The organism is candidate division KSB1 bacterium (assembly GCA_034521575.1).
GTDB lineage: Bacteria > Zhuqueibacterota > Zhuqueibacteria > Residuimicrobiales > Krinioviventaceae > JAXHMJ01.
In genome coordinates this window covers 143,614-164,923 of record JAXHMJ010000001.1, presented here as the reverse complement: position 1 = coordinate 164,923, position 21,310 = coordinate 143,614, and the positions used below count along the sequence as shown (strand labels likewise).

The 21,310-nt window shown below is 45.7% G+C and carries 20 protein-coding genes and 1 pseudogene; 6 read left to right on the top strand and 15 right to left on the bottom strand.

Annotated elements, in window-relative coordinates; all coding sequences use genetic code 11:
- Nucleotides 1-25 precede the first annotated feature (25 nt).
- From purB to U5R06_00680, 7 genes and pseudogenes are all read right to left on the bottom strand, one after another.
- Nucleotides 26-1,321: an adenylosuccinate lyase gene (purB, locus tag U5R06_00710; protein MDZ7721364.1), complete on the bottom strand. Its 1,296-nt coding sequence runs from the start codon at nucleotides 1,319-1,321 to the stop codon at nucleotides 26-28.
- Between the two features lie 5 nt (nucleotides 1,322-1,326).
- Nucleotides 1,327-2,523 carry a trypsin-like peptidase domain-containing protein gene (locus U5R06_00705; protein MDZ7721363.1) on the bottom strand — a complete coding sequence of 399 codons (1,197 nt, stop codon included), beginning with the start codon at nucleotides 2,521-2,523 and terminating at the stop codon, nucleotides 1,327-1,329.
- Nucleotides 2,524-2,533: 10 nt separating this feature from the next.
- A pseudogene (fsa, locus tag U5R06_00700) lies at nucleotides 2,534-3,190 on the bottom strand (fructose-6-phosphate aldolase).
- Between the two features lie 20 nt (nucleotides 3,191-3,210).
- A complete protein-coding gene (truA, locus tag U5R06_00695) occupies nucleotides 3,211-3,930 on the bottom strand; it encodes a tRNA pseudouridine(38-40) synthase TruA (GenBank protein MDZ7721362.1) in 720 nt (239 codons plus the stop codon).
- A gap of 31 nt (nucleotides 3,931-3,961) precedes the next feature.
- Nucleotides 3,962-4,756, bottom strand: a complete 795-nt coding sequence (locus U5R06_00690) for an energy-coupling factor transporter transmembrane component T (GenBank protein MDZ7721361.1) — start codon at nucleotides 4,754-4,756, stop codon at nucleotides 3,962-3,964.
- Between the two features lie 104 nt (nucleotides 4,757-4,860).
- Nucleotides 4,861-5,613: a hypothetical protein gene (locus U5R06_00685; protein ID MDZ7721360.1), complete on the bottom strand. Its 753-nt coding sequence runs from the start codon at nucleotides 5,611-5,613 to the stop codon at nucleotides 4,861-4,863.
- Entirely contained in the window at nucleotides 5,588-5,938 is a 351-nt protein-coding gene (locus U5R06_00680; protein MDZ7721359.1) for a tetratricopeptide repeat protein, read from the bottom strand. The genes U5R06_00685 and U5R06_00680 overlap by 26 nt, the downstream gene beginning before the upstream one ends.
- Before the next feature lie 209 nt (nucleotides 5,939-6,147).
- On the opposite strand from U5R06_00680, the gene U5R06_00675 reads away from it, so the two are divergent.
- The 3 genes from U5R06_00675 to U5R06_00665 are packed head-to-tail and all read left to right on the top strand — an operon-like array spanning nucleotide 6,148 to nucleotide 7,867.
- Nucleotides 6,148-6,312 carry a hypothetical protein gene (locus U5R06_00675; protein MDZ7721358.1) on the top strand — a complete coding sequence of 55 codons (165 nt, stop codon included), beginning with the start codon at nucleotides 6,148-6,150 and terminating at the stop codon, nucleotides 6,310-6,312.
- A 12-nt stretch (nucleotides 6,313-6,324) separates the two neighbouring features.
- On the top strand, nucleotides 6,325-7,005 hold the full coding sequence (locus U5R06_00670; protein ID MDZ7721357.1) for an HAD family hydrolase: 681 nt from the start codon (nucleotides 6,325-6,327) through the stop codon (nucleotides 7,003-7,005).
- Nucleotides 7,006-7,030: 25 nt separating this feature from the next.
- Entirely contained in the window at nucleotides 7,031-7,867 is an 837-nt protein-coding gene (locus tag U5R06_00665) for a DUF3078 domain-containing protein (protein ID MDZ7721356.1), read from the top strand.
- Here the strand turns inward: U5R06_00665 and U5R06_00660 are convergent.
- The 6 genes from U5R06_00660 to lptG form a co-directional block, all read right to left on the bottom strand.
- Nucleotides 7,864-8,280 (bottom strand): patatin-like phospholipase family protein, encoded by a 417-nt coding sequence (locus U5R06_00660; GenBank protein ID MDZ7721355.1) that lies wholly within the window; start codon nucleotides 8,278-8,280, stop codon nucleotides 7,864-7,866. The two genes, U5R06_00665 and U5R06_00660, sit on opposite strands and share 4 nt — an antisense overlap.
- Before the next feature lie 20 nt (nucleotides 8,281-8,300).
- The gene (locus U5R06_00655; protein ID MDZ7721354.1) at nucleotides 8,301-8,648 is read right to left on the bottom strand and encodes a patatin-like phospholipase family protein; all 348 of its coding nucleotides are present in this window, start codon (nucleotides 8,646-8,648) and stop codon (nucleotides 8,301-8,303) included.
- A gap of 154 nt (nucleotides 8,649-8,802) precedes the next feature.
- On the bottom strand, nucleotides 8,803-9,585 hold the full coding sequence (otsB, locus tag U5R06_00650; protein ID MDZ7721353.1) for a trehalose-phosphatase: 783 nt from the start codon (nucleotides 9,583-9,585) through the stop codon (nucleotides 8,803-8,805).
- Between the two features lie 28 nt (nucleotides 9,586-9,613).
- On the bottom strand, nucleotides 9,614-10,999 hold the full coding sequence (locus U5R06_00645; GenBank protein MDZ7721352.1) for a bifunctional alpha,alpha-trehalose-phosphate synthase (UDP-forming)/trehalose-phosphatase: 1,386 nt from the start codon (nucleotides 10,997-10,999) through the stop codon (nucleotides 9,614-9,616).
- A 143-nt stretch (nucleotides 11,000-11,142) separates the two neighbouring features.
- A complete protein-coding gene (locus U5R06_00640; GenBank protein MDZ7721351.1) occupies nucleotides 11,143-13,713 on the bottom strand; it encodes a DUF4038 domain-containing protein in 2,571 nt (856 codons plus the stop codon).
- Between the two features lie 378 nt (nucleotides 13,714-14,091).
- Complete coding sequence (gene lptG / locus U5R06_00635) at nucleotides 14,092-15,165, bottom strand: LPS export ABC transporter permease LptG (protein MDZ7721350.1); 1,074 nt, start codon at nucleotides 15,163-15,165, stop codon at nucleotides 14,092-14,094.
- 227 nt (nucleotides 15,166-15,392) lie between these two features.
- Between lptG and mutL the strand changes: the two genes are divergently transcribed.
- Genes mutL through U5R06_00620 form a run of 3 tightly spaced genes read left to right on the top strand, consistent with a single transcriptional unit; the run spans nucleotide 15,393 to nucleotide 18,289 of the window.
- Nucleotides 15,393-17,165 (top strand): DNA mismatch repair endonuclease MutL, encoded by a 1,773-nt coding sequence (gene mutL, locus U5R06_00630; protein MDZ7721349.1) that lies wholly within the window; start codon nucleotides 15,393-15,395, stop codon nucleotides 17,163-17,165.
- The gene (miaA, locus tag U5R06_00625; GenBank protein ID MDZ7721348.1) at nucleotides 17,143-18,078 is read left to right on the top strand and encodes a tRNA (adenosine(37)-N6)-dimethylallyltransferase MiaA; all 936 of its coding nucleotides are present in this window, start codon (nucleotides 17,143-17,145) and stop codon (nucleotides 18,076-18,078) included. The genes mutL and miaA overlap by 23 nt, the downstream gene beginning before the upstream one ends.
- 7 nt (nucleotides 18,079-18,085) lie before the next feature.
- On the top strand, nucleotides 18,086-18,289 hold the full coding sequence (locus U5R06_00620; protein MDZ7721347.1) for a DUF6485 family protein: 204 nt from the start codon (nucleotides 18,086-18,088) through the stop codon (nucleotides 18,287-18,289).
- A 20-nt stretch (nucleotides 18,290-18,309) separates the two neighbouring features.
- Here the strand turns inward: U5R06_00620 and U5R06_00615 are convergent, their stop codons facing one another.
- Both U5R06_00615 and U5R06_00610 read right to left on the bottom strand, forming a co-directional pair.
- The gene (locus tag U5R06_00615; protein MDZ7721346.1) at nucleotides 18,310-20,523 is read right to left on the bottom strand and encodes a TonB-dependent receptor; all 2,214 of its coding nucleotides are present in this window, start codon (nucleotides 20,521-20,523) and stop codon (nucleotides 18,310-18,312) included.
- Nucleotides 20,524-20,592: 69 nt separating this feature from the next.
- Nucleotides 20,593-21,048, bottom strand: coding sequence for a hypothetical protein (locus U5R06_00610; GenBank protein ID MDZ7721345.1), 456 nt, complete (start codon nucleotides 21,046-21,048; stop codon nucleotides 20,593-20,595).
- Between the last annotated feature and the right edge of the window lie 262 nt (nucleotides 21,049-21,310).

The following is a 21,310-nucleotide window of genomic DNA, read 5'->3' as shown; positions in this document are numbered from 1 at the left end:
TTCCTGAATGACCCAAAATTAATATCTACAGCAATCCCACTTTTCGAAATATCGAATCAACATGCCGTACCGCATGTTTTTTATCAAAACAGGATTCAATTTGTTCTTTGGTTAATTTTTTTGTAATCTCGTTATCGTTCAAAATAGCTTGCTGAAATGAACGATTGTTCTTCCAACAGTCCATGGCGTTATCCTGCACCCGCTTGTAGGCCTGTTCACGGGTAAAGCCTGCTTTGGTCAGTTCAAGCAGTACAGCCTGAGAAAAAATCAGGCCCTGGGTAAGATTTAAATTCCGTTCCATATGCTCCGGATACACCAGAAGATTTTTCAACACCCGGGTCAACCGAGCCAATGCATAATCCACCAAAATACAGCTATCCGGAAAGATAACCCGTTCCACGGAGGAATGACTGATATCACGTTCATGCCACAGGGCTACGTTTTCAATAGCCGCCAATGCATTGGAGCGGAGCAGACGCGCCAGTCCGCTCAGATTTTCACTGGCAATGGGATTGCGTTTATGCGGCATGGCTGATGAACCTTTTTGTTTTTTAGCAAACGATTCTTCCGCTTCCAGCACTTCGGTGCGCTGCAGATGCCGTATTTCAACGGCAATTTTTTCAATTGTGGCTCCCACAAGCGCCAGAGCGGTCATATACTCGGCATGTACGTCCCGCTGAATCACCTGCGTTGAAACAGGGGTGGAATCCAGGCCAAGTTTTTCACACACCCTATCCTGAACCTGCGGATCAATAAAGGCAAAGGTTCCGACCGCGCCTGAAATCATACCCCGATTGACATTCCGGGCGGCATGCTCAAACCGTTCCAGATTGCGGCGCATTTCATCGTACCAGAGCGCCATTTTAAGCCCAAACGTTGTGGGTTCGGCATGGATTCCATGACTTCGTCCAATGCAGACAACATCCTTGTAACGCAGCGCCTGATCTTTCAAAACCGCTTGAATGTCCAAAAGATCTTTTCTGATGAGTTCGGATGCTTTTTGTATTTGCAAAGCGAGCGCCGTATCCAGCAAATCAGATGACGTCATACCCGCATGGATATAGCGCGAATCCGGCCCGACATATTCCGCAACCGTGGTTAAAAAGGCAATGACATCATGTTTCACATCCTCTTCGATTTCAAGAATGCGTTCTACAGTAAAATCAGCTTTTTCCCGTATAGTATTCACAGCCGGTGTGGGGATTGCCCCCAGCTCCGCCTGGGCTTCACATACGGCGACCTCAACATCCAGCCAGGTCTGATATTTATTCTGGTCGCTCCAGATGGCGCCCATTTCCGGACGCGTATATCGTTCTATCATCCTGTCTATTCCTTGGGATAGGGTTCAAGTCTTACTTTTTTATTCAGGCGTTTGCCCCGCCTGTAGATTTCCAGCGTCAGAACATCTCCCTGGGTTAAATCTTTGGATTCAATAATACGCTTGACATCTTTTCCTGTTTTTATGGTTTCTCCGTTCATTCTCAGTATAACATCGCCGATCTGCAGATCGGCTTTTTCCGCGGGGCTTTGGGGTTCCACATCAGTAATAATCACGCCATCGGTGTTTTTTAGCTTGAGATAACCGGCCACCATACGGGTCAGTTCATCGTATTGAATCCCTGTCCAGAAATCACGTTTCACTCTGCCATGCTCTATCAGATCTTCAAGGTGTCGTTTGACCCGATTTACAGGGATAGCAAAACCGAGGCCGATATTGGTACCCGCGGAGGCGCTGCCGGAAAAAATAAACGTATTGATGCCGATAACCTGGCCGTTACAATTCACCAGAGGGCCGCCGCTGTTGCCCGAATTGATAGCTGCATCGGTCTGAATCATATCTTCGTAATAGCGGTTTCGGGCCTGCCGGCCGAAATCCTGGTCCAGGGCACTAATCACGCCCACCGTCACTGTGGGCTTGGCGGACACATCAAACAGTCCAAAAGGATCGCCAATGGCAATCGCCCATTCACCGATAACGACATCATCGGAATCACCCCATTCGGCAAACGGGAACCCGTCATCTCCGCTGATCTTCAGAACCGCGATATCAGTCTTGGGATCACTGCCGATCAGTTTGGCATCGTATTGTTCTCCGCCGGGTAAAGTCACAATGGTTTCCACCGCATTTTCGACCACGTGGTAATTGGTCAGGATATGACCCTGGGCATCAAATAGAAAATCCGGGTCCCAGGCTTTCCACCTCCCGCATCTACCCGGTAGCGCGGGAAAAAAATGACGAAAGAACGGATCATCGCAAACGGACTTTGCTGATAATACTGCCGCACGGCGGTCACGGCCCCGATGCCGACCACAGCGGGACTCACATGTGCGATCGCCCGGGTGATGGCGGTATGGCGTGACTGGTTGAACGGATCTATTGGCGTCCTCTACATCCTGTGCCAGAGTTGTCGCCATATGCATAGAGGCTTGACCGCTCTGTTGCTCCGTACAAACCGTTAAATAACCAAATGCAAAAATACAACCGAGAATAAAAAAACCCAAAGCTCTGAATATGGATTTCATGTCAAACTCCTCAGATTCTATCCTTGACGTTATTCCAGTCATCCAGAAAACGACGCACACCGATATCGGTCAGCGGATGCTGAGCCATTTTTTCGACCACACTGAATGGAATGGTTGCAATATGCGCACCCAGCATCGCTGTCTGCTGTACATGCAGGGTGCCCCGGACTGGCAAACAATAAGTAATTCAGTCGGAATCCTCGTAATTCCCATAGAATCTGGCAAAATTCGCTCGATCAGTTCCACGCCTGTATCGCCGATATCATCGAGCCTGCCGACAAACGGACAAACATAAGATGCACCGGCCTTGGCAGCGAGTAAAGCCTGCATCGGACTGAACACCAGTGTCACATTCGTTGGAATCCCGTTTTCTTCAAGCTGTTTGACGGCCAAAAGTCCGTCGCGAGTACAGGGTGTTCTTGACTACAATATTTTTTGCAATCCCGGAAAGCTCTTCGCCTTCCGCGACAATTTCTTCGGCGGTTGCGCCGACTGTTTCCGCACAAACCGGTCCATTCACTGCTTTGCATATATCTTTGTAAATATCTTCGGCCGATCCTTCCACTTTGGAAAGTAATGTCGGATTTGTCGTAACGCCGTCACAAACTCCCATGGATACAGCTTTTTCGATTTCATCAAGTTTTGCAGTATCAATAAATATTTTCATCACAACCTCGTTTGGTTATTCTATTTGTCACGCTCCTGATTATAATCCACCTTGATCAAAAAAAGGCCCAAAGCAGGCGCTGTAGGTCCTGCGCTGCTTCGGTCTTTTGCATCTAAAATCTCAGTTATATGATCGACAGATTGTTTGCCGGCGCCGATCTCCACCATGGTTCCGACCAGAGATCGAACCATATTGTGTAAAAACCGGTTTGCACAAATATCAAAACAAATATAACCATCCAGTATAAACCAGCGAGCTTTGTATACATGACACATGTAATGGTTAACCGCGGCATTCTTTTGGCAAAAACTTTTAAAATCCCGGGGTCCCAGAATGCATCCTGCAGCCTGCTGCAGACGGTTTGCATTAAGGCTATGCCAGTAATACCAGGCATATCTTCTGCCTAACGCGCGTTGACGAGTGGTAATATAATAGCGGTAATGGCGTCGAAGCGCGCTGTATCTGGCATTAAAATCATCTGCAGCCGGTTCAGCACAGACAATTCGGACGTCACGGGGAAGCCGCGAGTTGCCGCCGCGAACAAAAGCAGAGAGCGGCAAACTGCTGTCCGTTTTGATACTTACCACCTGTCCACAGGCATGCACACCAGAATCTGTGCGTCCGGCCGCTGTGGTTTTTATCGTCTCTCCGGTCAGCAGGGACAAAGAGCGCTCAAGCTCCTGCTGCACGGTACGGTCGTTCGGCTGGAATTTGCCAACCGCAAAAATCTGTGCCGTCATACTCTATGGTCAATTTAATATTACGAGCCATTTAAAGAACAATACTTGTAACCATGATCAAAAATGATATCAATAATACTGCATAATCTTTACCTGAAAACTCGAGACGCTGATAACAGGTTCTCCCTTCACCGCCTGAATAACAACGGGCATCCATGGCGAGCGCCAGCTCATCGGCTCGACGGAATGCCGAAATAAACAGGGGCAGAATAATTGGGATAATGCTCTGTACTTTCTTTTTCAACGACCCTTCAAACGAAGCGCCGCGGGAAATTTGAGCATTCCGAATCCGCTGTGCCTCCTGCAGCAGTGTCGGAATAAACCGCAAAGAAAGTGTGAGCATGAGTACAATCTCATGAACCGGCAGTTTCAGCCGTTTCAAGGGAGACATCATGACATCCAGTGCGTCTGTGAGCTCGATCGGCGAGGTCGACAATGTGAGAACAGCAGCGAACAAAATAAGCAAACCCAGCCGTAGCGCATAGATCACACCCAGTTGAATTCCTTCTCGGGTAACCGTTAACAAACCCGGCAGCTCAAGAACCGGCTGTCCTTTGGTCCAAACCATATGAATAAACAGTGTAAGACCGAACAGCCATAGAAAAGGCCGGAGATTGCGAAACACCAGCCTGAGCGGCAGCCCGCTATACTTGACGATCAGAATGGACAACACAAAGAATATCATCAAAACAACCGGATCCAGGGATAGCAAAAGAGAGGTCATGAACAGAATCGCGGCAATGAGTTTTGTCCTCGGATCCAGCTGATATATGAATGAATCACCGGGTATATACTGACCCAGGGTAATGTCATTAATAGCGGCCATCTTTATAGCACCGGAATACAGATCAAAACAACTGCACAGATTTTAAGCATTCTGAAATATAAAAAATTTATGGCCAAAAACAAATAAAAACCATTCACTTTAGCTCATGCAGGACGTTCTTTGCCGCCCGCGTAACGGTCGATTTCCTGATAAAATGCAATAAATCCAGCCGCCAGGATGGCGGATATTTGATTCTCATTTAATTTTAACAGAGCCTCCGTCTGAATTTTATTTCGCGGATCACTCTGAAAATAAATCAGCATCACCGCAGTGGCGATCCGAAGCGGAAGCAGGGGCGCCAGAGTCTGGAGTTGCGAGGCTTCGATGTTTTTTGGCGACAGGCCCAACATCTCTGCAAACTGTTTCAGGTGCTCCAGAATAACGGCAAGAATCAACCGGGCGCATGACTGCCAGTCGCTGTTTTCCATTGCCTGAAGAGCCGAAGCGCCAAATCTTGCATCTGCCCCGGACTTTGAAAAATCCTTGATGATATGTTCCAGTTTTTGCCGGCCGGATTCGATAAAATCCCTGTTGAATGACGGAGAGAGACCATGAATCACCTTTAAAATGCGGCGATTCCGCTGCTGTTCAGAGCCGGCTCGAAAAATCTCATAGATCGGAGCGGTAATATAAAACCAGCGATTTTGAGCGGTTGAGCGTTCACCCTGTTCCTGCTCCAGAATATCGATATAAATATGTTCAAAATCATGATATTCGGGAATGGGTAAAATCTGACGAATGACGTGATCCAGAGGGTCCTCATCTTCCCATTCAAAGCCTATTCTGACAATTTGTCCAAGAGATGAGACACATTTTTTCATAAAACCGAGTTTATATTCGGTTACAGCGCACAGCATATAATAATCCAGCTTGCGCTCCTGTTCGGGAACAGCCTGGAAATAATGGTATGCCTGTTCCGGCTGCCCCAGACACCAGCGCAGCCTCCCCCTGATTCTGCAAATAAACAGGATTATCCTGTTCAGCGATAAACTGATAATTGTAAAGCGCGTCTTTGAATTGTTCCAGCGCCAGCTGACAGCGTGCCAGCAGCGTTACAGCATCCAGGCGCTGCTCATCAGGATTGTCGCCCACAAGCTGCTCCAGAAAAGGTTCGGCTTTTTCATAATCATGCGCATCCATCAACGAACAGACATTGGTTAGTTTATCAATATAGTCTTGCAATTTTTTACCTTTCCGATTAAATATCAGTATCAAATATAAAACATTATTTTTACGTGAGATTATCCATTTCATCGCATTCACACATTGCATTCAGGAGATATGCCCATCAAAATATATCAATTAATCCGACCTTTGTCAATGTCTGGCTTTTAACAACAGTCTTGATTTTTATACAAATTTTAGCTAAACTTTAAACAAAAAGGAACGAAATGGCCAAAAAAGAATGCCCTTCCTGCGCAGTAGAAATTGAAAAACAGGAAGAAATCTGCCCTATTTGCGGTTATGAATTCCCGCAGCCCAAATCCACATTGAAATGGATCGCGCTGGGAATGCTGATTTTATTTATCTGGATACTTTTAAAATGGATTATATAGAAAGAGGTGAGCATGAAATTATTGTTATTTGACATAGACGGTACATTGATAGACAGCGGCGGAGCCGGAAAACGAGCGATGAACCGCGCTTTTGAAGAATTGTATGGGCATGCAGAGATACTTGCGAACATTTCATTGTCAGGCCGGACCGATGAATTGATTTTACAGGATGCGTTCCAGAAAATAGAACAAACTCCAAATCCTGCGGCAATGTCAGAATACAAAAAACTGTATTTTCAAATTCTGCGACATGAAATTGAAAAGCCCAATGCGAAAAAACGGGTGATGCCGGGCATCACAGATCTTTTACCCGAACTGAAACATCGACAGGACATTTATCTGGGTCTGCTCACCGGGAACTGGCAGGACAGCGGATATATTAAAATTGGTCATTTCAGTTTAGATTCATACTTTTCCTTTGGAGCGTTTTCCGATGATTCTAACGACCGTTCGGAACTTGTACCCATCGCAGTGTCCCGTTTTGAAAACAGGACGGAAAAGACTATCGCTGCCGAACATGTTTACATCATAGGAGACACGCCCCGGGATATTGAATGCACAAAACCGCATGGCGTCAATTCGGTTGCCGTTGCCGCAGCAGGCTATACACGCAATGACCTTCAGGCGTATAACCCGGATTTCCTTTTTGATGATCTGAGTTCAACAGTTGATGTACTGGAAATCCTCGGCTAATCAAGTCAAAAGAAAGGATGACATAATGCACCGCTTTATTCTTCCGATATTGATGATATTTTGTGTCACCCGTTTTGCATTTGCTCAGGATTCAAACCTTGCCTGGGAAAAAGCAGGTAATCTTTCATTAAATCTGACTCGATCGCAATTTGACAATTACGTTCAGGGAGGTGAAGACGCCTTTGCCTGGCAGACCGGACTGTCTTTTCAATTTACCAAAAAAAATAAGCTTTATAACCTGTCTCATTCCGGCAAACTCGGTTATGGAAAAAGCAAAATCGGAGATCAGGGCGCGCGAAAAACCGTTGATGAAATCAAATTGGAATCCGTGTATACCCAGCAACTGACATCGATTGTCAATCCATTCATATCTGCAACCGGTGAAACGCAATTTGCAGCGGGATACGATTATTCAAATGGCAAAACCGAGCGTTCGAACTTTTTCGACCCGGCATTTTTCCGTGAAAGCATCGGATTAAACTATAATCCCTCGGACCTCTTTAAAGCCCGTCTGGGGTTTTCCTCCAAACAGACAATCACGTCCGACCATGCAAAACCGTTTGCGGATGATCGGGCTACCAGCAAAATCGAGAAAACAAGAATCGAATACGGCCTGGAATCAGTCATCGATTTGAAAAAGAAAATGACAAAAACCAGCAAAATCGTATCCAAGCTCGAAATTTTCTCAAATTTGCATCGAATAGATGAAACGGATGTGAGATGGGACATGGAAATCACAGCTGAATTCACCCAATATATTGATTTTACCATGAATATGCAACTGCTGTATGATAAAACCATCTCGTCGAAACGGCAGATCAAGGAAATGATCGGGGTGGGCCTGAGTTACAATCTGTTCTAGGTCTTTACCCGACGTTTGATGTATTTGATACGCTGACGGGCGGCCTGCTCTCCCAGTTCCACAAGCTCGTCCAGTTTTCGGATATCGTAATGAGCGATACGCTTTAAATCAGGTTCAATGACAACATTGGCGTTCTGCAGGCCCACCCGGGTGTTATGATTCATAATAATCTTGAGGGCAGTGAAAACCGTATCAGGCCCGGTTTTGGGTAGTTTGAACAGCGAACGGTCAGCATTTAAATTCACTCCAACGATGAAGCGGGCCCCCATGTCATAGGCGATATTTCCCGGGACACTGTCAAGAATACCACCATCGATCAGCAATTTATCATCCACCGGGGTGGGGGTAAAAATACCGGGGATACTGCAGCTGGCGCGCAAGGCCAAAGCAAGCTCGCCCTTTGAAAGCACCACCAGTTCTCCTGTTTTGATGTCTACTGCCACGCAACGATAGGGGGTTCGCAGATCCTCGAACGTCTTGTCGCCTGAACATTCTTTTTGATCAGTTTTTCTATTTTTTCTGAATTGAACAATCCCGGAGATTTTATGTTCAATCCGATGATATCAATGGGTTTGATGGTTTTAGCCAACTCGTACATTTCTTTCCAGTGCATTCCATTGGCATACAGGGCTCCCACAATGCTGCCGGCGCTATTGCCGACAATGCAATCGAATTTTAATTGCGCTTCCTGCAGCACCTTTACAACTCCAATATGTGCAAACCCGCGGGCGGCGCCGCCGCCAAAAACAATTCCGGTTTTTTTATGCTTGAACAAATTCATTCATCAATCCGACACGTTCTATCCGTCACCCCCTGCGATCTTTAATCAACCGGGTGATCAGAGAAAAAGACCAGCAAACTGTAACACATCTGACTGCAAATCAGCATGACTCGCTTTTGTCATATTGAACGAACAACACAACAGTTCCCGATCATCAATGATTGGCTTTATCAGCATCTCTTTCCCTTAATTGCCTTAAAATCGTACGCACTTCATTATAGGATTTAACATTATGGCGGGCAACCGTAGTGCCAAATCCGACCTTGATGGAATAGGCATGTTCCGGCAGCGCCTTGAATGTATCTTCATCCGTCCAGTCATCTCCGATTGCCATGACAAAGTCCCACTCATCTTTTTCGAGAAAATGCATTGCAGCCCGTCCTTTGTTGATGCCGGCGCTTTTGATCTCTATCACTTTACTGCCCTCCAGTATCTGCAAATTCATATTCAGAGTAAAATACCCAAGCGTTTCCGCGAGCTCGCGGGCACGCACTTCACCCAATCCGATACTGGAACGCCGATAATGCCACACCAGTGAAAACGTTTTCTCTTCGATAAAGGCGCCGGGAGTCCGATCTACATAAGATTCCAGTATCTGCCGCACCTCATCTTTCCAGTCCTGGGCGTGAGGCTCCAGAGTATTCCAGTCTCCGCCCTGTTCTTTTATCCACGCACCGTGTTCAGCGATGAGGTCAATATCAATATCATGCATCCAGGTTGCTAGCGTCTCCTTGTCACGACCGCTGATCAATACGACACGGGTATTTTCCTGGGCGTTCAGAAATTTCAAAATATCAACAAGCTCATCATCCGGTCTGGCTTTTGATGGCTTGGGAACAAAGGGAACGAGGGTGCCGTCATAATCCAATAGAATCAGGCGCTTTTTCTTACTCTGATAATCCTGCACCAAACGATTGCGCAGCTCAGGACGCAGCAATTTAACACGCGAATGATCTTGATGGGATTTAACATTGACCAGCCTGTCGATAATCTTCAGCCCATTTGTAAATATCATAACGTTTGAGACGATTGCGCATGCTCTGAATCCGGTTTTGCTGTTCATCCCTGGGCATTTTGAGCGCACTTTGCAGGGCAACCACAATATCCTTAATGTCATTTGGATTTATAACAATGGCCTCGCTGAGTTCATTAACAGATCCCGCCATTTCACTCAGTATAAGTACGCCATCTCCTTTTTCCTTACTGGCAACAAACTCTTTGGCAACCAGATTCATACCGTCCCGGAATGGAGTGACCAGGCATATATCAGCCATACTATAAAGCGCACTGACCTTTTCAAAAGGCAGGGAACGGTAAAAATACTTGATAGGTGTCCAGGAAATACTGCCGTGCTCACCGTTAATACGTCCTACAAATTCGTCCACTTCCTGCTTTAAGATTTGATAAGAATCGACTTTATCCCTTGAGGGTACAACAAGCAAAATCAATGTGACCTTGCCCTTGATATCCGGTTCATCATGCAGCAGTTGATGAAAGGCATGCAGGCGCTGTAATATGCCTTTAGAGTAATCGAGTCTGTCAATGGATATGATGACCTTGCTTTCCTTGCAAATACTTTTATAGTGTTTGACCTGTTTTTTAACTTCTTTGGTTGCGGGCGCACCGGCGTATTTTTCAAAATTGATCCCCATGGGGAATGTATCAATTCTCACCATTCGCTCGTCATAAAAGACCTGTCCCAGATAATGCTCCAAACCCTGCAACCGCATGATGGAACTGCTGAAATGCCGCGCATAATCAAATGTGTGAAAACCAATCAAATCGGCTCCCATGATTCCTCTCAGCACAGAATCTCTCCAGGGCAAATAACGAAAAATCTCAAATGAAGGGAACGGAATATGTAAAAAATAGCCGATGGATGCGTCAGGCTGTTCACGACGGACCATCTCGGGAACAAGCATAAGATGATAGTCATGAATCCATATCATATCACCTTCATGATATTGATCGAGAACATGACGTGCGAACAGTTCGTTCACATTTTTATACGCGTCCCAGCTGCTCTCTTCATAATTGGTGTATTGTGTGAAATAATGAAAAAGAGGCCAAATGGTACGATTGCTGAAATTATCATAATACTGTTCAACCTGCTGTTGAGTCAAAAATACAGGAACGAGCTGATTTTCACCCAGTTTAGAGATGATTTCATTTTTTTCATCTTTTGTGTAGCGGGTAATTCCCGGCCATCCAATCCAGACCATCTCGTACGTTTTCTGCAAGGCGCTCATTCCGGTCGCCAATCCACCGGCACTTTGTATGAATTCAAGTTTATCGTTACGTTTTGAAATATTGACAGGCAGCCTGTTTGAAACAACGAGAATACGATTCATTAATTCCATTATCCTTTCTGAATGATTCAAGATCAGTATATCCGGAATAAATCCCGAAAAAAAGCTTGAGCATGCTGACTAAAAGCAGCATGCTATATTTTATAACAGAAGAAAAAAAATGTATCATCCCGGTTTACAGATTTTTAATAAACCGACAACCCCTTGGGTGCAGTCGGAGCCATTGAATCTTTAATATCTCCGACATGCAGCACAGCTTCCCCGGAAAACGGAGCGGTGAGCGACACCGTGTTTCCGCCTGATATGTCTTCAGGATTACTATATTCCCCTGTTATGGGATTAAGCCATTGATATCGGGTCGTTCCGGATACAGCTGAGAGATCAACCTCAATGGTGCCGCCTGCATGGGAGTAAATGACATATTCTTTTTCGGGATTTGCAGCACAAATGGCATTGGTGACAAGTTCATCATGCGGTTGCAGTTCCCACCATCTGGTCTTTTCTACAAATTCAATATAATACATATATTCCAGCTGCTCCTGCATATCAGCTTCCGGATCCCACCCGCCTTTATCGGGTGCAAAAGTACGAAAAAAACCAGCAGTTGAAAAACCACCGGCGGTGAATACTTCCCAAGCACCTTCCCGCAATTTGCCATATTCATCCCAGCCGGGATAGGCATATTCACCGTTGACCACAGGCTTTGAATAAATCCTATCATTCAGGACATTATTGTGTTCAGAACCATCGGTCTGATGCATGATACATCCCAACCATTCCGTGCCGCCAAATTCCGCGCATGATCCCCGGCCGGACGGATGGTAAGTTATAATATGATCATAGGGGTCGAGTCCATACACATACCGACCATGGTCACTCCATTCACTTGCCGTTGTGGTTCCTTCACTGTAAGCTTCATTGTATTCACCGCAGATACACCACATGACATTGTAGGCAGCCCAGCGGGATACCAGATATTTTTCAAACAGTTTAAATTGGGCATTGGTAAATTTCATATATTCCTGCGCCCAGGTAAAAAATATAACCGGCACCATACCCAAATCGTTCATGTACTTGATTCTTCGATCAATCCATTGATAATATTGAGGATTCAATTTGTTATAATTCTTGCCGGTGCTGGTTAATTCAAAAGCCGTTCCTCCCTCATTGGCCCAGAATTCATCGCCATTGATATAACTGACCACAATACTTTGAACCACATTATAGCCCTGGGAATGCCGCAGCTGTATGTATTCCTTGAATCGGCCTTCGTAAGGTAAAAGCTTTGTATAAAGACGCCAGCTGGTTTCACCCTTCCACAGAAACGGTGTTCCATCGCTGTATGAAAACGTATACGGATTCGCGGGATTCTTGATAATAAATCCCTTTTTATCAGAATCAACACAGGTAAAAGCACCGGATACGTTGAAATTCGGATCATCCCCTGTAATGGTATAACTCCAGACTCCCACTTCGGTCGGGGCCATACGGACTTTCCAGATGTTTCCGCCGTCCCAAAATCCATCAATTTCTATGGTTTGTGAAGGACCCGTGAAAACTGCATGCAGAGTATAATCTGTGTAGGAATTGCTAGGTGTATTTGCAGCAACCAGGGGCAATTCAAAAACATCATATTGGGGCACTTTTGTAATATCAGCAGCCCGGGTGGTAAACGAGGCCGTAAAGGGATCAGCCAGAGTATTACCGGATTTATCCTGCACACCATTTGAAAGATTTACAGTATACGTCGTAGAAGGCTGCAGCAATTCGTCAAGCCGGAGATAGAATGTATTTCCGGTCATATCAGAACTAAAATTAACGGCGGGCTGGATAGAAAAAGAATTCTGTACGGATTGCATGTTCACACTTTCACTAAAAGTCAGTGCAATATAAGCGGTCAAATCTACATCTTTTTCACCATCACCCGGAGTAAACGATTCAACCTGAGGCGGTTCTTTATCTTCACTGCGGTAAAACTTTAAATTGGAATAGGTAATTAACTGCGGCACCTGCATTGAAAATCCGGTTGCATGTTCAGCGGATCCAAGAGTCAACATATGTTCCGGCGGTGCATACTCTTCACCAAATGTACTATAATCACAATGGACCTGTAACGTATCATTGATGTAATAATACATGTGTCCTTCACCCCAAACCAGTTTCACACGAAAAACCCGTTCACGCTGCCACTCGATCGGTCCGTATTCGGTTTCAAAAGCATGCGGGTCAGAATCATATCCACTTTCAAAAGCGCTGACATTGAGCCGGAAACGACCATGTTTCCACTTCCATCGATCACCTTCTACAAATCCGAACAAATGCGCCATACATTTGTAGGGATTGTGCCACATTCGGATACCATCTACATATTGGCCGAACCAGCTCCGGTCCGAATCCAAATCCCACATATTAAAAAGTGTATAATGAACATCGGCATCATCGACCAACTCTCCGTTATAATATTTTAAATTGGGAAATACATCATTGCTGTCATAGAGTCCAGTAACGTCAAATTCAACTTTACCTTTGTTACATGTGGGAATCTGCCACTCTATATAATCTTTTCTTGAGAGCGTTTTCCAACCCTCATCAGTAAATTCCCCGCCATTAACAGTCCCGGCAGTCGGACTCCCGAGAAGAGGCTCGTCAATCTCCAAAACATAATCGCTGTTCTGTTCAAGGGAATTTGCACCTGCAGTTGCCCAAACAAATAACCCTGTTAATAAAATATAAATAGTTTTGGCATTACTACGCATATGGACCTCTCTCATGCTAAAATTGTTCAACAGAGATATAGCAATTTTTTTGCCATTCTTTCCAGAATATTTATAAAACGCCAAAAATATCGTATCCATACAATAAAATTAACTCCGAGTAACTGTATATATATCAATCGTATAAAATCAAGAGCGATTAAAGGTCTTTTGATAAAAACAAAATATTATCATCCATTTTGTTTTTTTCCGGCTGATGTGTCATTACTGTGCAATTTTGTGTACCCCGGTTACAATATTGGTCAATCCTGTCCCTCATTATTCGTGAGCTTTTTCGTAGAGGGCGAAAGATCCAACCAATACATATTTTCTTTTAGCGGCAGTATACCTCTTTCCCCCATCAGGAATAGTCCGGCGCTTTTATTTTTTTGCCTTGAACAACACCCAGCCACCCAATAGGCCAAAAACAATATTCGCAAACCACGCTGCAAGTCCGGGAGGCAGAGCGCCGGTATGACCCAGCGCCTGGGTGGTTTTCAGTATTCCGAAATAAACAAACGTTACTCCCAGACTGATGCCGAATCCTTTGGCGTTGCCGCTCCGGTACGTTTGAGATGAGGACAGCGGAGCCCCGAAAAGAATAATAATAAAATTGGCAAAAGGCAGCGCAAGTTTAAGATACAAGTCCACAAGCCAGCGGTCCGGATCTCCACCATTGCGCTTGACTTCCTGGATGAATGCTTTCAACTCTGCATAGGACATGGCTTCCGGACTTTTCGTCATGCGCTTTATATTTTCCGGTCTGAGCGTGGTTTTTTCAAATACTTTCCGGTTAAACGAAATTGCAGTTTCCTGATCTTTCTGAAAATAACGCTCAAATCCGTTGTACAAGACCCAAACGCTATCTTTCCAGATAATTTTGCGGGCATCCAGCCTGTAACGCAATTCACGTCCTTCAAATCTCCGGATGCTGACCACATTACCTGTATTCTCAATGACATCAAAATACCGCATGCTGATGCGATTTGTGGAATCATCCTTGATCCAGACATTTGAGATACGATTGACGTTCTTGCGCTTGTTCAGATGAACCCGTTCGATCATATTTTGACGTTCCGTGGCGCCGGGTAAAAAATAATTGGCCACACCCAGCGAAAGAACACTGATCAGGATACCAAGAATCAACAAAGGGGCCAGAATTCGGTAGAGCGAAATTCCGGCCGCTTTCATGGCTACGATCTCATTTTGGCGGGCCAACGTACCGACGCTGAAAAGACTCGAAAGCAGTGAGGTCACCGGCAGTATCAGAACAAAAATAAACGGCAAGTAATAAAAATAATATAGCACTGTGATCCGAGTGGACGCGTCATTTTTGATAAAATCGTCAAGATTCTCAATCAGGTCAACAATGACAAAAATACTCAGAAACGCAAAAATAGCAAAAACAAAAATTCCTACAAATTTTAAAGCAATATATCGATCAAGGATTCGCATAACCCGAACATTTCAGTTTTTGTTTAAAAAGAAAATATAGTATAATTTTTCTCCAACAAAAAGAGTTTTCTGCAGACCCGGATAAACGAGCTGCCAAAACATCCGACAGCCATAATATTATAATTTTATATAAATCAGTATTTTATAAACCCCTGAATGACTTTGGCCTTGAAAATGACAAATAAATTGAGTATACTAAATGTTTAATATTGATTTGAGAGGAAATTGTGCAAGCAGATGGAAAAATAAAGGTATTACCTGAAAAGCTCATCAATCAAATTGCAGCCGGAGAGGTGATTGACCGTCCTTCTTCAGTGGTCAAGGAACTTGTGGAAAATTCCATTGATGCGGGGGCGGATTCTATTACCGTAATCCTCAAACAGGGCGGCTCGGCTCTCATACAGATTATGGACAACGGCAGTGGTATGGATGAGCAGGACGCAATTATGGCGTTCCAGCGACACGCCACATCCAAGGTTTCCAGCATTCAGGATATTGAACGGGTCTCTACTCTCGGGTTCCGGGGAGAAGCGTTAGCGAGCATTGCATCGGTCTCGCGTGTTGAAATGAAAAGCGTGCTTCGGGATCAAATTGAGGGAGCGCATTTATATTTAGAAAACGGTGTGGTCATCAGTATGGACCGTACCGGCGGCAATCCGGGCACCTCCCTCTCAATTAAAAATCTGTTCTATAACACACCGGCGCGTAAAAAATTCCTGCGCGCAAACTCGACCGAGTATCGTCATTGCCTGACCATGATGAATCATTTCACCCTGTCGCATCCGGAAATCGAGTTCACTGTTATCCATGACGACAGGCAGATATATAATCTGAAAGCGACAACTTTAAAAGAGAGAATCATTGATGTACTGGGCTCGGGCGTACAAAACGATCTCCTTGAACTGAATGAAGTAAATGCTGTATTCAAAGTCAAAGGCTACCTCGGCAATTCACAATATTATCGCAAATCCCGCGGCGATCAGTATTTTTTCGTCAATGGCCGCTATGTCAATGACCGCACACTGAGCGCAGCCATGATGTCCGCTTATGGAGAATTGATACCCAAGGGTCACTATCCGGTTTATATTTTATTTTTTGAAATGGACCCGGAACGGATCGATGTTAATGTGCATCCCACAAAAAGTGAAATCAAATTTGCGGATCAGCAAATGCTGTTTTCGCTGGTGCGGGGCGCTGTTTTGAGGGCGCTGAAAAAAGACGATGTGGTGCCCAACATGCAATCTGCACCGGCACAGCAATTAAGCCGCCCCCGGTTCAAATCCTCGATTGCAAGCGAACTGCGGGTCAATCCCGACCAGACGCGCATTGATTTTGACGCGCAGCCCCAACCGGGAGAGTCACAGGACCCAACTCCCCCTGCTCCATCTTCCCCCTTTATGCCGGCAGCTCAGGAACCGAAAGCCGAACAGGACGATGAAAAAATGCTTTGGCAGCTGCATAATAAATATATCCTGGCGCAAATTAAAAGCGGTTTGGTGATTATTGATCAGCATGCGGCACATGAGCGTATTTTGTACGAAAAAGTTAAGAGCCTTATGGATTCCCAATCGGCTTCCTCCCAACAACTTTTATTTCCACAAACCATTGAATTAAGCCCGGACAATTTCGAATATCTGATGGAAATACTGCCGTTTTTACATAAAATTGGTTTTGCCATCAAGGGATTCGGCGGTCGTACCATAGTCGTCGAGGGAGTGCCGGCCGATATGCGCACCACCAACACGGATCGACTCGTCCAAAGTATCCTGGACGAGTACAAACTGAAACAGGGAACGGAAGTGGATATACGGGAACGGGTTGCCAAAAGTGTGGCCTGCCGGTCGGCGATTATGACCGGAGAACGCCTGAGCCGTGAATCGATGAGCGCTTTAATAGACCAACTATTTGCCTGCGATACACCCTATTTTTGTCCGCATGGCAGACCCACCGTCATCACATTGACTCTGGATGAACTGGATGAGCGATTTGAACGTACATAAAGTCCTGATCATTGTCGGTCCTACAGCAGTCGGGAAAACAGAAATTACTTTGAAAACAGCAGAAAAGCTCGATTGCGAAATTGTATCTGCAGATTCACGTCAAATTTACCGCTATATGGATATCGGCACCGCCAAACCCACGCCCGAAGAATTGAGCCGGGTTCCGCATCACTTTATTGACTGCCGAAATCCCGACCGGTATTTCAGCGCCGGTGAATACGGACGGCAGGCCCGTCGTTGTATTCATGAGATTCAAAACCGCAACAAACAGGCATTGGTGGCAGGAGGAGCGGGATTTTACGTTCAGGCTCTGGTGGACGGGTTGTTCGCTCCGGGGCGTTCGGACCCTGCGATCAAACAAAAATGGCGTCAAAAAATCCGGGACCAGGGACGCGATCGGGTTTTTAAAATGCTGCAACATGTTGATCCGGAGACAGCCGCGCGACTGCATCCCAATGACACACAGCGCGTGGTTCGCGCGCTTGAAGTTTACGAACTCACCGGTACACCCCTATCACGCTACCGCGCACTGCCCCCCAATCCCGCGGATTTTGTACCGATTTTCATTGGCCTGTACCGTCAACGTAAAACACTGTACACCCGCATAGAACATCGGGTTGACTGCATGATCGAACAGGGACTTGTCGATGAAGTCCGCAGACTGCGGGATATGGGGTATACACCGGAATACAACGCTCTGAGAACCGTGGGATATCGGGAGGTTTTTGATTATCTGAACGGCAAATTTGATAAACAAACAATGATCGAACAGATCAAGATCAATTCCAGGCATTATGCCAAACGCCAACTCACCTGGTTTCGCAAGGATGACCGGATTCACTGGCTGGATTTGCATCAATACGATGATAACAGTATAGTAAATGAATTGTTAATGTATCTAAAGGATAAATGAGGATAGTATGGAATGCAAACAAACCCGAAACATGGACAATTGTAACTGCTCTTATGAACCCTGTCCCCGAAAAGGCATGTGCTGTGACTGTATACAATATCATCTCCGTTCGCGCCAACTTCCGGCATGCGCATTTCCCGCTTCAGCGGAACGTACCTATGACCGTTCGTTTGAACACTTTGCCAGACTGGTACAGAACGGAGAGGTTTGAGCATCCAGCCTCTGCTGATTTTAAAAATAGACTTTGTATAACAATTTAATATTGCGGCCCGCTTCCGGCATAATTTCTTTGATCCGGTTTAAATGCCGCCTATATTCGGTATTGGCAATATTTTCAATATTTACAGACAGTGTATGCAAGAAACGATGTCCGGACAACAGGTATTCCAGTTTAATATCCTGCACAATATATCCGGGTGTCGGGGATTCAAACTTGCCAACTCTGTCTTGACGCCCGGCACCGCGTAAATAGTAACTAAACAATAAAGGTCCGCGGGCATAGCTCATCCCAACTTTTCCTGATATGGGAGGTATGCGGGGAATGGGGTCCCGGGATGTTTTCAAAGTTCCTCTTACATACTGCAGTTGAGCATTCAAGATCAGAAAAGAAAATGGCGTCCATTTGACAGAACCTTCAAAACCGGATATCGACGCAGCTTGATCTATATACCGATACAAATAAAGGTCAGCGCGCCTCCAGCTTCTTTCACCTGTATTCCGGGGGAACAGGTAATTGTTAAACTCACTCCAGAACACGGAACCGTGCAGAGTCAAAAATGGCAACTGATAGTCGGCAAACAAATCAATGCCCCACCCGGTTTCCCGCTCCAGATCCGCATTGCCCACCTGGTACGAGTAAGCAGCCAGATGCGGCCCTTCTGAAAACAATTCTTCAACGACAGGGGCGCGGAATGTGCGGTTCACCGTTGCGCCCAGGTTAAAATTCCGGAACCGGTAATGGCCGGACAATGCACCAGACAAACCGGAAAAATATCGATTTCGGATCACACCAACTCGGCGCGAGGTATATTGTTCATCCGGTTGTATATCACGCTTGTCATAACGCACTGTTGCGTTGAATGACCAGCGGTTATGGATATATTCATTGTAAAAATAGAGGGCACCCGCCAATTCACGCGTCGACGGTGTGAATGTCAAACCTCCTGAAGCATAATCCTTGTGTTCGCCCCAAAATCCAATTCGTGCATTATTGAGCCATCCACAATGACAAAAATGCAGAACAGCGGCAAGATTATGGGTTACCACGCCAAACTCCATACCAAGGTCTCCGGAAGCTTCCAGCTCCTGATGTTGATAACGTGAATACTGATGTCTGATCATTAAATGGCGAAGTGTGGAAGCCCGTAAATTAAACATACCTTCAAAAGCAGTCTGTTCCCGACGCATTTCAATATCCACGCCGAGCGGATGGCCGGCAATCGGGTCGGGCGGTATACCATATTGCGAATCGTAGATAACCCCGGATGCGCCGATATATCCCCACTTCTGAACCAGACTGGCTCCCAGGGCTGCGTTGGCAGTACGGATTGAGGTGTTTTTCAGCACACCTGCCGGTGTGTGCATATCTCCAGCGGTTTTCAGACTTTGATCAACCCGAAGAGAAACAGGACCAACAGGCAGCCCGAGTTCCAGAGCTTCAGCGCCTCCCCGGTTTACACTTTCACCCAGCAGGGTAAAGGTTCCTGTCATCCGGCTCGGCCTGGTGTGCGGTATCGCCTCACGAATCACATTGATCACCCCGCCCATCACATTTGAACCATACAAAAATGCCTCAGGCCCCCGAATCACCTCGATTCGGGATATTGTCATGGGATCAATAGAAACCGCGTGATCGGCAGATGTGGCGGAAAGATCACCGGTGCGTTCGCCGTCTTCCAGCAACAGCAAACGATCACCTCCCAAACCGCGCAGTACAGGGCGTGCCGGGGCCGGCCCCATTGAAATGACATCAAGACCGGGTTCGTTACTGAGCGTATTTGCGATGGTCATCCCCATATTTTGGCGCAATTTACGGTCCGATACCAATAAATCCGGATTTTCAAGTGTTGTATCTTTATGGACCCGATGTGCTGTCAATTCCACACCACTCAGCATGACCGGTGCCGGCTGCAGTACAATATCAAGCCGGGTAACATCGTGCTCATGAATCGTCACGCTTATAGCTGTTTCCTGATAGCCCAATCGATAAGTTTTCAACAAGTGCACACCCGCCGGAATATTATCAAAGACAAATTCGCCCTTGCTATCAGACCGTTGCCAAAAGTGTATTTCGTCAATCAACAAATAAGTAAAACCAACCGGCTCTCCGGTTTCTTTATCCTTTACAGTTCCTGCCATGCTCCCCGTACCGCCGGGATGTGCCGTTAAAGGATGCTGTAAAGCCACAATCCAGATTAAAATATGTAAAGCCTGTTTCATGTGCATTCATAATCCTATTGTTGTAATTGACAGTTTCCGGCTGGTTTTCCCCGGAAACTGTCGTTTTTTTAAAGATTAAGGTTCAACCTGAATGGGAATCGGCAAAGAGACAAAATCAGCATGCTGCTCATGCATTATTTTGATTTCGAATTCTGTCTGTCCCTGCTTCTGACCCAGAATACGGAACAACCAGATATTGTCCGCTGATTGTTCAATCTCCGCCACAGATTCATCGGCAACAGACCAGGCCATTGAATAATGATCTCCTTCAGGGACAAACAAATGACCGTCATGTTCATCAATAAAACTGACTGCAAGCCATGGCGTTTTTTCTCCAACGGTCAAATTAACCTCCCCGCTCATATTGCCGTCCTGATAACGGACTATTTCCTGAGAATCTTGAAACAGAACAAGCCCCACTGCTTCCGCATGTTCATGATTGTGGGGTGCTACCGGATTATCCTGATCACACCCCACACTCAGAAAAAACAAAAGTGCAGGCATAGCTGTCCATTTGAGTGCAGTCTTCATAATCTACCTCCTGTGTATACATGATCATTGAATATACTGTCCAAATCATTCGCATTAGCACACAGGCGGTGCCCGGCGTTCAGGCAAAGAGTAAAACGGGAGAGAGGCAAAACAAACTGAAACAGCAAACAGGCAGGATTCACATCGAATGCATTTGAAAACAACAGTGACCAAAAGGATCCAGGCCGATAACAGCATCAAGGCAATATAATAAACGGGACAGGTATCTCTTGACTCAAATCCTGGTTCATGATTGTGAAAA

Excerpts from the sequence above, each read along its gene's own strand:
- U5R06_00655 (MDZ7721354.1), bottom strand. The coding sequence starts at position 8,648 with ATGAATTTGTTCAAGCATAAAAAAACCGGAATTGTTTTTGGCGGCGGC.
- lptG (MDZ7721350.1), bottom strand. The coding sequence starts at position 15,165 with ATGCGAATCCTTGATCGATATATTGCTTTAAAATTTGTAGGAATTTTT.
- truA (MDZ7721362.1), bottom strand. The coding sequence starts at position 3,930 with ATGACGGCACAGATTTTTGCGGTTGGCAAATTCCAGCCGAACGACCGT.
- purB (MDZ7721364.1), bottom strand. The coding sequence starts at position 1,321 with ATGATAGAACGATATACGCGTCCGGAAATGGGCGCCATCTGGAGCGAC.
- U5R06_00665 (MDZ7721356.1), top strand. The coding sequence starts at position 7,031 with ATGCACCGCTTTATTCTTCCGATATTGATGATATTTTGTGTCACCCGT.
- U5R06_00705 (MDZ7721363.1), bottom strand. The coding sequence starts at position 2,523 with ATGAAATCCATATTCAGAGCTTTGGGTTTTTTTATTCTCGGTTGTATT.
- U5R06_00670 (MDZ7721357.1), top strand. The coding sequence starts at position 6,325 with ATGAAATTATTGTTATTTGACATAGACGGTACATTGATAGACAGCGGC.
- miaA (MDZ7721348.1), top strand. The coding sequence starts at position 17,143 with ATGAGCGATTTGAACGTACATAAAGTCCTGATCATTGTCGGTCCTACA.
- U5R06_00690 (MDZ7721361.1), bottom strand. The coding sequence starts at position 4,756 with ATGGCCGCTATTAATGACATTACCCTGGGTCAGTATATACCCGGTGAT.
- U5R06_00640 (MDZ7721351.1), bottom strand. The coding sequence starts at position 13,713 with ATGCGTAGTAATGCCAAAACTATTTATATTTTATTAACAGGGTTATTT.
- U5R06_00675 (MDZ7721358.1), top strand. The coding sequence starts at position 6,148 with ATGGCCAAAAAAGAATGCCCTTCCTGCGCAGTAGAAATTGAAAAACAG.
- U5R06_00685 (MDZ7721360.1), bottom strand. The coding sequence starts at position 5,613 with ATGCTGTGCGCTGTAACCGAATATAAACTCGGTTTTATGAAAAAATGT.
- U5R06_00645 (MDZ7721352.1), bottom strand. The coding sequence starts at position 10,999 with ATGAATCGTATTCTCGTTGTTTCAAACAGGCTGCCTGTCAATATTTCA.
- U5R06_00620 (MDZ7721347.1), top strand. The coding sequence starts at position 18,086 with ATGGAATGCAAACAAACCCGAAACATGGACAATTGTAACTGCTCTTAT.
- U5R06_00615 (MDZ7721346.1), bottom strand. The coding sequence starts at position 20,523 with ATGCACATGAAACAGGCTTTACATATTTTAATCTGGATTGTGGCTTTA.
- U5R06_00610 (MDZ7721345.1), bottom strand. The coding sequence starts at position 21,048 with ATGAAGACTGCACTCAAATGGACAGCTATGCCTGCACTTTTGTTTTTT.